Annotated in this window: 15 protein-coding genes and 2 tRNA genes; 4 read left to right on the top strand and 13 right to left on the bottom strand. The window is 35.8% G+C overall.

Features of this window, described 5'->3' with window-relative positions:
• Positions 1-12: 12 nt before the first annotated feature.
• The 4 genes from H8S40_RS06685 to dnaG are packed head-to-tail and all read right to left on the bottom strand — an operon-like array spanning position 13 to position 4,463.
• The gene (locus H8S40_RS06685) at positions 13-795 is read right to left on the bottom strand and encodes a Nif3-like dinuclear metal center hexameric protein (RefSeq protein WP_186864889.1); all 783 of its coding nucleotides are present in this window, start codon (positions 793-795) and stop codon (positions 13-15) included.
• Positions 785-1,498, bottom strand: a complete 714-nt coding sequence (locus H8S40_RS06680) for a tRNA (adenine(22)-N(1))-methyltransferase (RefSeq protein ID WP_022075108.1) — start codon at positions 1,496-1,498, stop codon at positions 785-787. The genes H8S40_RS06685 and H8S40_RS06680 overlap by 11 nt, the downstream gene beginning before the upstream one ends.
• Positions 1,499-1,509: 11 nt before the next feature.
• Positions 1,510-2,622, bottom strand: a complete 1,113-nt coding sequence (gene rpoD / locus H8S40_RS06675; protein WP_118723696.1) for an RNA polymerase sigma factor RpoD — start codon at positions 2,620-2,622, stop codon at positions 1,510-1,512.
• 56 nt (positions 2,623-2,678) lie between these two features.
• Entirely contained in the window at positions 2,679-4,463 is a 1,785-nt protein-coding gene (gene dnaG, locus H8S40_RS06670; RefSeq protein ID WP_022075106.1) for a DNA primase, read from the bottom strand.
• Positions 4,464-4,708: 245 nt separating this feature from the next.
• Here dnaG and H8S40_RS06665 point away from each other — a divergent pair.
• A tRNA-Leu gene (locus H8S40_RS06665) sits at positions 4,709-4,793 on the top strand.
• A 45-nt stretch (positions 4,794-4,838) separates the two neighbouring features.
• A tRNA-Leu gene (locus H8S40_RS06660) sits at positions 4,839-4,923 on the top strand.
• Between the two features lie 110 nt (positions 4,924-5,033).
• Here the strand turns inward: H8S40_RS06660 and H8S40_RS06655 are convergent.
• Together H8S40_RS06655 and H8S40_RS06650 are read right to left on the bottom strand one after the other, a co-directional pair.
• Positions 5,034-5,312, bottom strand: coding sequence for a hypothetical protein (locus H8S40_RS06655; protein WP_186864888.1), 279 nt, complete (start codon positions 5,310-5,312; stop codon positions 5,034-5,036).
• Positions 5,313-5,491: 179 nt separating this feature from the next.
• On the bottom strand, positions 5,492-5,731 hold the full coding sequence (locus tag H8S40_RS06650) for a helix-turn-helix transcriptional regulator (protein ID WP_118723698.1): 240 nt from the start codon (positions 5,729-5,731) through the stop codon (positions 5,492-5,494).
• A 140-nt stretch (positions 5,732-5,871) separates the two neighbouring features.
• On the opposite strand from H8S40_RS06650, the gene H8S40_RS06645 reads away from it, so the two are divergent.
• Positions 5,872-6,207, top strand: a complete 336-nt coding sequence (locus tag H8S40_RS06645; protein WP_022076028.1) for a helix-turn-helix domain-containing protein — start codon at positions 5,872-5,874, stop codon at positions 6,205-6,207.
• A 54-nt stretch (positions 6,208-6,261) separates the two neighbouring features.
• Here the strand turns inward: H8S40_RS06645 and rplT are convergent, their stop codons facing one another.
• From rplT to infC, 3 genes are read right to left on the bottom strand one after another with little or no spacing between them, the layout of a single operon-like run.
• Positions 6,262-6,618: a 50S ribosomal protein L20 gene (gene rplT, locus H8S40_RS06640; protein WP_022076029.1), complete on the bottom strand. Its 357-nt coding sequence runs from the start codon at positions 6,616-6,618 to the stop codon at positions 6,262-6,264.
• Positions 6,619-6,648: 30 nt separating this feature from the next.
• Positions 6,649-6,846 (bottom strand): 50S ribosomal protein L35, encoded by a 198-nt coding sequence (gene rpmI, locus H8S40_RS06635; RefSeq protein WP_022076030.1) that lies wholly within the window; start codon positions 6,844-6,846, stop codon positions 6,649-6,651.
• Positions 6,847-6,885: 39 nt separating this feature from the next.
• The gene (gene infC / locus H8S40_RS06630; RefSeq protein ID WP_022076031.1) at positions 6,886-7,380 is read right to left on the bottom strand and encodes a translation initiation factor IF-3; all 495 of its coding nucleotides are present in this window, start codon (positions 7,378-7,380) and stop codon (positions 6,886-6,888) included.
• Between the two features lie 407 nt (positions 7,381-7,787).
• Between infC and H8S40_RS06625 the strand changes: the two genes are divergently transcribed.
• Positions 7,788-9,155, top strand: coding sequence for a spore germination protein (locus H8S40_RS06625; protein WP_118723699.1), 1,368 nt, complete (start codon positions 7,788-7,790; stop codon positions 9,153-9,155).
• A gap of 45 nt (positions 9,156-9,200) precedes the next feature.
• Here H8S40_RS06625 and H8S40_RS06620 read toward each other — a convergent pair whose 3' ends face one another.
• Genes H8S40_RS06620 through H8S40_RS06605 form a run of 4 tightly spaced genes read right to left on the bottom strand, consistent with a single transcriptional unit; the run spans position 9,201 to position 13,303 of the window.
• Entirely contained in the window at positions 9,201-9,713 is a 513-nt protein-coding gene (locus H8S40_RS06620) for a dCTP deaminase/dUTPase family protein (protein ID WP_118736984.1), read from the bottom strand.
• A gap of 54 nt (positions 9,714-9,767) precedes the next feature.
• A complete protein-coding gene (locus tag H8S40_RS06615; RefSeq protein WP_118736985.1) occupies positions 9,768-10,943 on the bottom strand; it encodes an aminotransferase class I/II-fold pyridoxal phosphate-dependent enzyme in 1,176 nt (391 codons plus the stop codon).
• Positions 10,944-10,985: 42 nt separating this feature from the next.
• On the bottom strand, positions 10,986-11,912 hold the full coding sequence (gene metA, locus H8S40_RS06610; protein WP_022074618.1) for a homoserine O-acetyltransferase MetA: 927 nt from the start codon (positions 11,910-11,912) through the stop codon (positions 10,986-10,988).
• A gap of 2 nt (positions 11,913-11,914) precedes the next feature.
• A complete protein-coding gene (locus H8S40_RS06605; protein WP_118723701.1) occupies positions 11,915-13,303 on the bottom strand; it encodes an AI-2E family transporter in 1,389 nt (462 codons plus the stop codon).
• Positions 13,304-13,470 lie beyond the last annotated feature (167 nt).

Here is a 13,470-nt window from a genome sequence, read left to right as displayed (position 1 = left end):
TCCTGCTCTCACCTATACAACTTGAAATGGATGTGATACAGGTTCTGTTATAATTTCAACTCCCAGACATCTCTGTGATAAATATTTTTTCATATCATCCACAAAGATATATTCTGTTCCATAATGACCCGCATCGATAATCGCAAGTCCCTGTTCCATAGCATCTAAGCCTTCATGGTGCCCTATATCTCCTGTAACAAGCACATCAACATTATGTTTTAATGCTACTGCTATCTCACTTTTTCCAGATCCCGGAGAAATTGCAACTTTCTTAATCTTCTTGTCTAAATCTCCAAATACTTTTATATTACTAAGCACTAATTTTTCCTTCACATAATCGCAAAAAGATCTTAAACTCATAGTTGATTCTAATAATCCGACACGACCGATTCCTTGTGAAATTCCGAAAAATTCTCCTGTAACATCTAAAACTTCTGTTTCTTTTAATTGCAATATTTCTTCTGACAGCTCTGCCATCCCCAGTACATCATAATTTGTATGCATTGCATAATATGCTATGTCATCCTGAATTAGACGTAAAATCCTCCTTCCGACAAAATCTTGATCCGTAATAGATTTTAACGGTGAAAAAATCAACGGATGATGTGTGATTAACATATCAACATCCTGTTTTTCTGCAAGTTCTATCACTGGAGTAGTAGCGTCTAAAGCTAAAAGTATTTTTGATACTTTTTTGGTGCTACGTCCAGCTTGTAGTCCTACATTATCGAAAGTTAATGCAGCCTCTTTTGGATAGTTTTCTTCTATTATTTCTATGATTTCTTTACATTGCATAGTATTTCAACCCCTCCTTGATTTGGAAAAGTTCCTGATTTAATTCTGCTTTTCGCTCAGAAATATGTATCCCTTCTACTCGTTCTAACTTACTTAAAATATCTTTCCTAATGCCAGACTCTCGTTCGAGAAATTGTTTTAAAATCGGATTTTTTTCTTCCAGCAGTAATTTTCCATAACGTATTTCAATCTCTGACCAGAAAGCTGGTTTTATTTCTTCTATTTTTTCAGGGGGAATTACTTTCATCATCGGATAATATTTTCCATCATCTAAAACCATATTCTCTTCTATGAACAAAAAGCCTTTCTCTAAAAGAAAGGTTCTCACTTTAAACACTTCTGATTGTGGCTGCAGGATGCATTCTTTCAAGGAATTTGTTTTATTAAAATCCTCATTTAAAATATTAATCATCAGATTTCCACCCATTCCTGCAAGAATGACTGTGTCCACTTCACCCTTTTGTAAATGTTGCAACCCATTAGACAAACGTGTTTGTATCTGATTTTCCAATTTATTTTCTTTAATATGTTCTGTTGCACGATCCAACGGACCTTCATTAATATCCATAGCCACCGCTCTTTGAACAATTCCTTTTTCCACAAGATAAATTGGGATGTAGGCATGATCTGTGCCTACATCCGCAATTGTATATCCTGGTGTTACCAGATCTGCAACTGCCTGCAGTCTCTTTGATAATTCCATATGATATCCTCTTAATCTAAATAATCACGAAGTTTTCTACTTCTACTTGGATGACGAAGTTTACGAAGTGCCTTCGCTTCAATCTGACGAATACGTTCACGTGTTACATCAAATTCTTTTCCTACTTCTTCCAATGTTCTTGCTCGTCCGTCGTTCATACCAAAACGAAGTCTTAAAACTTTCTGTTCTCTTTCAGTCAAAGTATCAAGCACTTCATCTAACTGTTCTTTTAATAAAGTCTGAGCTGCTGCTTCTGCCGGAACAGGAACATTATCATCCTGAATAAAATCTCCTAAATGACTGTCTTCTTCTTCTCCGATAGGTGTTTCTAAGGAAACTGGTTCCTGAGATATTTTTAATATCTCTCGCACACGCTCTACCGGCATGTCCAGTTCTTTTGCAATCTCTTCCGGCGTTGGTTCACGCCCAAGTTCCTGCAGTAATTGACGTGACACACGAATCAATTTATTAATTGTCTCTACCATATGAACAGGAATTCGGATTGTTCTTGCCTGATCTGCAATAGCACGTGTAATAGCCTGACGAATCCACCATGTAGCATAAGTACTGAATTTATAACCTTTGTGATAATCAAATTTTTCAACTGCTTTGATCAAACCAAGGTTACCTTCCTGAATCAAATCTAAAAATAGCATTCCTCGTCCTACATATCTCTTTGCAATGCTGACAACCAGACGAAGGTTTGCCTCAGCAAGTTCTTTTTTTGCTTCTTCATCGCCTTCTTCCATGCGCTGTGCCAGCTCAATCTCTCGCTCAGCACTTAAGAGTGGTACTTTACCGATTTCCTTTAAATACATACGAACAGGATCCTCTACACTAACTCCATCCGGAACTGAAAGATCAATATTCTCGACATCTACATCTTCTTCATCCGACATAATTGCATCCAAATCCACATCATCGTCATCATCCGAATTAATACGTAATACGTCAATATTGTTCGCTTCAAGATATTCAAAAACCCTTTCCATTTGTTCCGTTGACAAATCCATATCGCGGAAAAAATCGTTGATTTCTTGAATTTCAAGAATACTTTTCTTTTTCTTGCCCAGGGCAACCAATTCTTTCAGGCGCTCTAAAAATTTCTGTGTAATATCTTCCATGTGTCCTTCCTTCCTCTATCTGCATCGTCATACAGATATCTTGTTTTATTTTATCCTTAATCTAGAGAAATATGCAATTTTCCAATGTTCTGAAGCTTTCTCTTCGACTCCATAAGTCGCTGTAACCCAACCATATCTGTTGGATTTAAATTCATTGTTTGATGATCAATACTGTTATTCTTAACTTTTATTATGGTTTCTTTTATAGCACGATCTTTTTCTTCCTCGGTAGTTAACTCCCGTATACGAGTATTAAACAATGCTGCCACTTCCCTATGTTCTTCCTCTTCCGTAAAATGATTCAATATTCTTGCTGGATTTAATTCTCCTAAATGATATTGCTCATATAATAATTCGGCTACTTTTTGATAATTTGTTTCTGTAAAATCCTCCGGAGTAACATACTCCTCAATTATCTGGAACAACTTAGGCTGGTCAATCAACCATGTAAGCAAAATCTTCTGTGCTCTCTTATTCCCATCTTCCTTTTTTGATACTGAATCTTTATTTTGATTCAAATTTTTAGGGCGCTTCGTAGGACTTGCCAAACCTTCTTTAATTGCCGTCTTTGTGACAAGTTTTTGAAGACTGTCTGGATTTACGCGATATGCTTTTGCAACAGCTTCTATATAGTTATTACGCTCCAGCTCATCCTCAAATTCTATTAAGCGTTTTGCTGTTTCCTGAAAAAAGGCTGTTTTTTCTTCTGGAGATTCCATATCATAATTCTTTGACAATATTTCCAAACTGAACATAAAGCCGTTCCTGGCATTTTCAATCCTTTTTTCAAACTCCTCTGCACCTAAATTTTTAATAAATTCATCTGGGTCCTTATATGGATCCATTCGGATAACTTTTGCTGCAATCCCAGCTTCTCTCATAATCGGAACTGCCCGAAGTGCTGCACGCGTACCGGCATCATCGCTATCATATGTAAGATATACTTCACTTACATATCGTTTGATCAATGAAGCATGTCCTGATGTCAACGCAGTTCCTAAAGACGCAACTGCATTCGTAAATCCTGCCTGATGAAGTGAAATAACATCCATATAACCTTCACAAACAAGGAAATATGATTTTCTCGATGTACGTGCCCGGTTCAGCCCATACAAATTTCTGCTTTTATCAAAAACCGCTGTTTCTGGGGAATTTAAATATTTTGGCTTTGCATCTCCCATAACCCGGCCACCAAATCCAATTACTCGACTATTTGCATCCATAATCGGAAACATAACACGATTCCAAAACTTATCATAAACTCCATTTTTTTCATCAATATTAATCAGCCCTGCCTGACGGATCAATTCTTCACTATACCCTTTACGTTTAAGATAATTGTACAGATCATTACTATACTTTGTTGCAAATCCAAGCCCAAAAGATTTTATGGTCTCTTCTGAAAGTCCTCTGTCTGTCAAATAATCATAAGCAACTGCACCGCGTTCAGATTTTAACTGAACATAATAATATTGTGCAGCAATCTTATTGATTTCCAACAAGGTCGCTTTCAAATCAGATCGTTCCTTTGCTTCTTTTGAATATTCTTCTTTAGGCAGTTCTACTCCTGCACGCTCTGCAAGATATTGAACCGCTTCAAGGAAAGAATAATTCTCATATTCCATAAGAAATGTAAATACTGTCCCACCAGCCCCACAACCAAAGCAATAGTACATCTGCTTGTCTCTGCTTACAGAAAAAGACGGGGACTTTTCATTGTGAAACGGGCAAAGTCCAAAATAGGAACTTCCTTTCTTCTGAAGTCGTACATAATTGGAAATGACATCTACTATATCGTTTTTCATTCTGATTTCTTCTATTAGCTCTTCCGAATAATACATGATCTCCTCCTTTGTATACTCTCCATAATATTATATTCGACAAAACTTTCAAATTTCCTTTATTTTTTTATTTTTTATTTTCCCACAGTATTATTATATTCATTAGCTATTTAACATTTCCTTATTTTTGTAATTTCAATAATTTTTCAAAAAATTTAAAAAAGTCAAAAAAATGTGTTGACATTCTTCTCAACTCATTGTATTATACTATTCGTGGCGTAAGTACAGCTACGAAAACAAAACAAGCGGAAGTGTCGGAACTGGCAGACGAGCAAGACTAAGGATCTTGTGATCAATGCGATCGTGTGGGTTCAAGTCCCATCTTCCGCATCTATTTCATAGATTATTTATTTTACATGTACTTATTTACCATATGCGGAAGTGTCGGAACTGGCAGACGAGCAAGACTAAGGATCTTGTAAGCATTGCGCTTGTGTGGGTTCAAGTCCCATCTTCCGCATTTAATTTATCCCGAAAAGCACTGATAATTGCAGCGTTTTCGGGATTTTTTATTACTTAATTTAGTAAAAAGGGGCAAAAAAGGGGCAGAGTTTTTTCTCTGCTCGTTTTTTATTCAACTATTTCATTCTTCTTGTTTTCCACTTCTGTTTCTACTACTTCATCTGGAATTATTTCTTTTTTGTCATCAGACATATGATTCACAATTTGTCGAGAACCTTTAAAAACTCTTCTTTTACCATCAGCCTTTGTATATCCAAGTATATATCTTCCATTCTCTACATCATTTTTCAAATATTGAACAGCATATCTCATATCATCAATTCCCAGTTGCACACTTGCCACACATTTTCCATCTTCGTCTTCAAAAAACCATGTCACTTCTTCCATCTTATTCCGGCCTCCTCATCTGTCTTGAACTTATATAAATTTTGGTATCCGCAAACAATCATATCTTTTTCTATAGATACCAGATAAATTAAACTCGTTTATATTATACATCATTTTCCATATGCATTACAAGACTGACATCATATAAGGTTGCCGACCCACATAGTGCGACCGGTAACCTATAATTTTACATTTCTTGTCAAATCTTCAATGGATACTCTAAAAAACGATGCAAGTTCTAGTAAAATATAAATATTAGGAACAGAGCGGCCTGTCTCATATGCAGATAACGTCTGTCGGCGAATATTCAATTGTGCTGCAACCTCTTCCTGATTCATATCATTTATTTCACGTACTCGTCTTATATTCTTTCCAATTGTATTATTTAACATTTTCATCACCCATTTATATTTTACCATTTGTTTCTCGATTCGTAGTATATTAATCCTATATTTGTTCTTTACACGCTAAATATGAGTATGTATACACTCCTATCTTGGATAGCACAATGGAAAATATTGGATAAAATAGATAGTATAACATGAAGGAGTGTAAAATTGTGCAGAATCGTGTAAAAGAACTTCGAAAAGAACGAAATATACTTCAAGAAGAATTGGCTGCAAAGCTAAATGTTTCTCAACAAACTATCAGCAGGATAGAAAACGGAACATCTTCTCTCCCAGCAGATATTTTAATTGATCTGTCAAAATTTTTTGATGTATCTATTGACTACATACTTTGTTATTCAGATGCCCGTCACACCTTGGAATATCAACTAGAATACAAGCAGGTGTCGGAGCGAAATTATCAATTATGTCGTGCATATGAACGTTTAGACAAAAGCAATCAAACTCTCATCTTTCAGCTTGTAGAGCAATTATCAAAACCAGAATAAAAAAAGAAAGGGATCGAAAATCGAACCCTTTCTTTTTTATTCTTCTGGTTAAAATTAAGCAAGTTTAGATTTAGCAACTTCTGCAAGTGTTGCAAATCCTTCTTTATCGTTTACTGCAAGCTCAGCAAGCATTTTTCTGTTCATCTCAACACCTGCGAGTTTCAGTCCATACATAAATTTGCTGTATGAAAGACCATTCATTCTTGCTGCTGCATTGATACGAGCGATCCACAGCTGTCTCATCTGACGTTTGCGCTGTTTTCTTCCTGCGTATGCAGATGTAAGAGCTCTCATTACAGACTGTTTTGCAACTCTATACTGTTTTGAACGTGCTCCTCTATATCCTTTAGCAAGTTTTAATGTTCTATTGTGTTTCTTTTTTGCGTTCATTCCGCCTTTAATACGTGCCATTTCTTAATCCTCCTTCAATACTTTCAAATCTTACAGATATGGTAAAACTTTCTTCATGTTCTTTACGTTTGTTGCATCTGTGATTGTAGACTTTCTAAGATTTCTTTTTCTCTTAGTTGTCTTCTTTGTTAAGATATGGCTCTTGTAAGCTTTATTTCTTTTCAGTTTTCCTGTTCCTGTTGCTTTGAAACGTTTTGCTGCCGCTCTATTTGTTTTAATTTTTGGCATGATGATTTCCTCCTTTATCGTTGCTTCTGTTTTTTATTTTTAACGTTTTATAGTTAAAACCATGCTCATGTTCCGACCTTCCATCTTTGCCGGCTTCTCGACTGTTGCTACATCCTCAAGCATAGCTGCAAAATCATCAAGAATATGCTTGCTCTGCTGTACATGTGCCATTTCTCTTCCTCGGAAACGAAGTGTAACCTTTACTTTATTTCCTTTTGTGATGAATTTCTTCGCATTATTCACCTTTGTATTCAAATCATTTGTATCGATATTCGGTGACAAACGCACTTCTTTAACTTCAACAGTCTTCTGTTTTTTCTTTGCTTCTTTTTCTTTTCTTGTCAGCTCATATTTGTATTTTCCATAATCGATAATCTTACATACCGGTGGCTTTGCTGTTGGTGCAATCTTGACAAGGTCAAGTTCTGCTTCCTGTGCAAGCTTAAAAGCTTCTCTTGCTGACATGACTCCCAGCTGTTCTCCGTCTTCACTAATCAGACGAACCTCTCTGTCTCTAATCTGTTCGTTAATCATTAAATCGCTAATTGTCGTATACCTCCGTCAAATGAATTTCCTTTAGGTTGTTTGTTTGCGAAACATATTTTTGAAACAAAAAAATCGAGTGAATCTGCTCCACCCGAATCAATACATCTATCTTTCAAAAGATAAAATCATCAATATCAAACCAATAGTCACTTACTTGTGCTATGGTGAGAGTGGATACTCTTCTTTCTTTTGCCTCATGCAGATATTAATTTATCACACTTCACCCAAAATGTCAATATATAAATTATTTTTTTAGCATGATTTTTAATATTTCTTAATATCCTTCTCATAAAGCATAACAGACCTTTTACAAAATGTAAAGACAGCGAATAATTCTTTTGTGCTGAGGGGATTCTATAGTTACTGTAATGAATCAAAAGAAAGAGGCTTATATTATGATTACTAAATTTCAAGGACAAATGACTTCATCGTTTTATGAAAACATTAAATATATGGATACAACACTTCCAATCCATGAAAGTTTTGATATAATCCGCCGCAGTATCAAAATCGCAGACAAACAAGCAGTCTTCTATTTTATTGATGGTTTTACCAAAGATGAAACTCTGTTAAAGATACTGGATTCTTTATACAAATTAAAACCAGATGAACTCCCCTCTGATGCCACATTATTTGCAGAATGCTTTATTCCACACGCAGAAATAGACATCATACAGGATTACGATGAAATTATAAGAGATGTTCTTTCAGGAATAACATGTTTATTTATAGAAGGATATTCTTTCTGCTTTGCAATTGATTGCAGAACATACCCTTCTAGAAATGTTGACGAACCAGAAAAGGACAAATCTCTTCGTGGCTCACGTGATGGTTTTGTTGAAACAATTGTATTTAACACAGCTTTAATCCGAAGAAGAATCCGTGATCCCCACCTTATTATGGAAATTACAGAGGGTGGTCAGACTTCTCGGACAGATATCGCAATTTGCTATATGAAAGACCGGGTTAACCAGCCCTTACTTGAAGAAATCAAAAACATCCTCAAAAATATGCAAGTAGATGATCTTCGCATGAATCAGCAAAGCCTTGCTGAAGCAATGTTCAGGCGGAAATGGTTTAACCCTTTTCCCAAATTTAAGTTCTCTGAACGTCCTGATACTGCTGCCGCCTGTATTTTAGAAGGAAAAGTTGTAATTCTAGTCGACAATTCTCCTTCGGCAATGATTTTGCCAACTTCCGTCTTTGATATGGTAGAAGAAGCAAATGATTACTATTTTCCAAAAATCACCGGTATCTATCTGAAATTTTCACGTGCATTGATTTCTTTTGGAACTGTATTTTTAACTCCGGTATTTTTGTTGTTTATGCAAAATTTAGAATTGCTCCCTGATATTTTTTCCTTTGTCGTGGTACAAGATACTGTAAACATTGCCCTCTTTTATCAATTTTTAATCTTAGAATTATCGATTGATGGCTTACGGCTTGCAGCCTTAAATACACCCAGTATGCTAAGTACTCCACTTAGTGTGATTGCCGGTATCGTAATGGGAGAATTTTCAGTACAATCCGGCTGGTTTAATTCCGAAGTAATGCTATACATGGCTTTTGTTGCTGTAGCAGACTACACCCAGCCCAATTACGAACTTGGTTATGCATTAAAATTCATGCGTTTAATTCTTTTAATTATGACAGCTTGTTTTAATATTATAGGTTTTGTTATCGGTTGTATCATCGTCGCATGTTTTCTTATTTTCAATCGCACGATCACCGGAAGAAGCTATATAAAAATCAATAAAAATTAAAAAATCGACTGTTGCATCACTATTTTGCAACAGTCGATCTATTTTCTATTTTGTAGTACTTCCAAATCCACCATTTCGAATATCTGTTACATCATCATCTACTGTAATTCCATATTCAACAAATATCCCCTGCATAAAACCATTTCCCGCTGAAATCTGTACTGTCTTACCTTCATTTGTATCATTCGTAAGCTTTGCAAAAATATGTCCTTCATTATCCGAATAAAAATAATCACTATCGATAATGCCAACCGTATTATTTAACTGTAAACGGAATTTGAATCCAAGTCCACTTCTAGGATAACATTTCAAAACCCAATTTGGTTCCATCTCAACTCGAACGCCTGTTGGAATCTTTATTGTCTCGCCTGGCTGAAGACAAATATCCATCGGTGCGTAGAAATCGTATCCTGCCGAACCTGCAGTTGCTCTTTTAGGTAACGAGATATCCTCATAGATTTTTTTAATCTCTGCTTCACTTGTTTCCTCAAAAGTATCCTTCCAGTCATTTACGAATCTTTCTTCACTTACTTTATGAAATTTTGCAATTCGCTGCATACTGCCATTCTCCCATCTAACGTATTAAATATTTTTCTTGTAAATATTTTGTATCTATTTTGAAAATATATTTGATTCTTCCAACACTGATAACAACTCTGAAATCGTTTCTTCGCCAACTACCAAAGCCATTCTCACATAACCTTCCCCTCTACTGCCAAAAGCATTTCCAGGTGTAACAATAACGCCTGTTTTCTCCATTAAATCCAGGCAAAATTCAACAGATGATTTATATTTTTCCGGAATTTTTGCCCACACAAACATCGTGCCTTGGCTATCCGGTACATCCCACCCAATTGAGCGTAAACCACCACAAAGCATTTTATTTCGCTTTTCATACTCCTGACGTTGTTCTTCTACCACATCAAGCGGTCCTGTCAATGCCGCAATTGCTGCATATTGAACAGGAAGAAACACTCCATAATCTATCTGTGAACGAAAAACCTTTAATTTATTTATAATCTGCTTATTTCCTACCACAAAAGAGATTCTTGCTCCTGTCAGATTAAAAGACTTTGACAAAGAATAAAACTCCACTCCCACCTCTTTTGCACCAGCAAACGATAAAAAGGATCGTCCTTGTTTTCGTGTATAAATAATATCGGAATAAGCATTATCATGAATGATAATAATGTCATGCTCTTTTGCAAATATTATCAGGCGTTCATAAAATTCATCCGGCGCACATACACATACAGGATTTAACGGATAAGATACAATCATATATTTTGTCCGCGCAAGTATCTCTTCCGGTATTGCATCCAAGTCTGGCAGATACCCATTTTCCTCTTTAATCGGATAATACTCTATCTTTGCATCAGCCATCATTCCACTTGTTTCAAACAATGGATACCCTGGATTTGGCACAAGGATTGTATCTCCCGGATTACACAAAACCATTCCTATATGTGCCATGCCTTCTTGTGAACCATTTACTGAAGTAATTTCATCTTTTTCAACATTCACATTAAAACGACGTTTATAATGAAATTGAAGTGCCTCTAACAATTCCGGCCTGTCTTCCAATGAATATTTATAATTCTCCGGATTCTTGCATGCATCCTCCATTGCTTTCATAATATGCGGTGCCGGTGGAAAATCAGGTGTTCCGACCGATAAGTTATACACTTTTCTTCCTCTCCGGATAAGTTCTGCTTTCTTTTGATTCAGCGTGGCAAATACACCTGTTTTTAATGCATTTACCTTATCTGAAAAATATGTATCTTCCATTATATTTTCCTCGTAATACTCTTATCTTGTTTTTATACACTCTTAGCTAAAATCCGGTGCTCCGTACAGATTATATGGAGTCACCTGATATACGTAATAATTCAGCCAGTTACTATATAAAGTATTTGCGTGCGATCTCCACAGCAAATTTGGTTTATTGTCCGGATTATTATCCGGATAATAGTTGATTGGTATCTGGATATCCAATCCTTTTGCGCAGTCTCGCTTATACTCTGTATCCAATGTCATACGATCATATTCAGGATGTCCCATAACAAAAACCTGTTTTCCCTCTTCTGCCATACACAAGAAAACACCTGCCTCATCTGAATCAGCAAGGATTCTAATACGGTCATCGGCCTCCAGTTCTTTTAAAGGAACCTCAGTATGTCTGGAATGTGGTGCATAAAATATATCATCAAACCCACGTACCAGCGGAATCTTACGATCACGTACATGATGCGGGAACACACCAAACTTCTTTTCCGATAACATCACCTTATCAATCCCATAGTGATAATAAATTCCAGCCTGCGCTCCCCAGCATAAATGAAGTGTTGATGTAACATTTGTTTTCGTCCACTCCATAATTTCTTTTAATTCTTCCCAGTAGTCAACCTCTTCAAACGGCATCTGCTCTACCGGTGCCCCTGTAATAATAAATCCATCAAATTTTTTATTCTTAATACTTTCAAACGACTCATAAAATTTATAAATATGACTGGTTGAAGTATTTTTAGAAACATGGCTGCTAACTCTCACAAATGTCACGTCAACCTGCAACGGTGTATTAGACAACGACCGCAGTATCTGAAGTTCCGTATCCTCCTTTAATGGCATCAGATTCAAAAGTCCGATGCTGATTGGACGTATCTGCTGATGTGCCGCACGATATTCATCCATTACAAATATATTTTCTTGTTCCAGTATTTCTTTTACCGGTAAATCATTTTGTACTCGAATTGGCATTTCTATTCCCCTTTATATTTTTTAAATTCATTTCTGTCAGAATGAACGTATGTCCCGTCTGTGTCCACATAACTCAACTCATCATAACACGATGCCTCTATCGGCAGATTCTTTTTCTCCAGATTATGGTTTATAAGCATTGTCACAATATAAGACAATACTGCAAATGTAGGCACACCAAGAATCATTCCTGGTATTCCAAACAAACCTCCTCCTAACAAAATCGAAAACACAACCCAAAAAGCCGACAGACCTGTCGAATTTCCGATAATTTTAGGTCCGATAATATTTCCATCTATCTGTTGTAAAATCAAAATAAAAATTAAAAAGTACAGACCCTTTATCGGATTTGAAAGAGTGATCAAAATCGCACTCGGTATCGCCCCTATATATGGACCAAAAAACGGAATTACATTTGTAACACCTACAATCACACTGACAAGTAATGCGTATGGCATCTTTAATATACTCAGACCAATAAAGCATAATATTCCAATAATAACAGAGTCTATGATCTTCCCGATAATAAATCCGCCAAAGATTTCATTGCTTTTAATCGTCAGATGCAAGATCATATTCGCAGAATTTGGTTTGAAAATCGCGTAAACTATCTTTTTTGCCTGCTGGGAAAATACTTCTTTTCCCCAAAGCACATAAACAGAAATGATGATTCCAATAATTCCGTTAAACAATTCTTTTACAACATTAATCACTCCAACTGTCAGGTTAGACATTACAACATTAACTTGTTCTAATAAATCTGTCTTCATCCAATTTTGAATAAAATCCGTCGCCTGCATGAGTACATTTGTAAAAAGCTGTCCGGTAGTAGTATCTTTTGACATCATCTTTGTAATTTGATCAACTGCTGTATTCAACTGGCTCGGAACTGTGGACACCATGTTCCAAATACTCTTATATAATTCCGGAAGCATCATATTGCACAGTGCTGTAATAATTGAAATCAACAAAACAACCGCAACAAATATACCTGTACCTCTTGAAATCTGCGCTGCTTTTTTACTATTTGGAAAATGTTTATTGATATGTGGAATCAAATATTCATCTACTTTTTTTACAATTGGGTTTAAAAGATACGCAATTGCAAACCCATATATTATAGGCTTAAGTATTCCCAAAACAAGATAAATAACATTTGAAATCCTTTCCAATCGTAAAAGTGCAAAATAAATCAAAAGGCAGACTATAACTACCAACAGTAGGGTTAGCCCCTGACTAAATTGTTGTTTCAATTTTGAAGGTCCATTGTTTCCAAATTTAGGTCTATTAATATAATACCCGCTGTTCTCAACCGACTTTTTCTTTTCTTTTTCTTTCACTTTATCGTCTTTTTTTGTGACATCTTTTTCTTTCTCAGCTGACTGATCCATAGCGTATTGTCACCCTTTCTTTCATGAAATCTTTATTTTTATGCATTAAGAAGATTATAACGCGGCAAAGATATTACGTCAACAACAGTATAACATCAAATATGTCAAATACTAGGAAATGGAATTTTCTGTGCAATAAAAAATCCAGGAATTTCTTCCTGGATTAA

The sequence above is a fragment of the Ruminococcus hominis genome (assembly GCF_014287355.1).
In the GTDB taxonomy this organism is placed as follows: Bacteria; Bacillota; Clostridia; order Lachnospirales; family Lachnospiraceae; genus Schaedlerella; species Schaedlerella hominis.
This window is presented reverse-complemented; position numbering and strand designations above follow the sequence as displayed.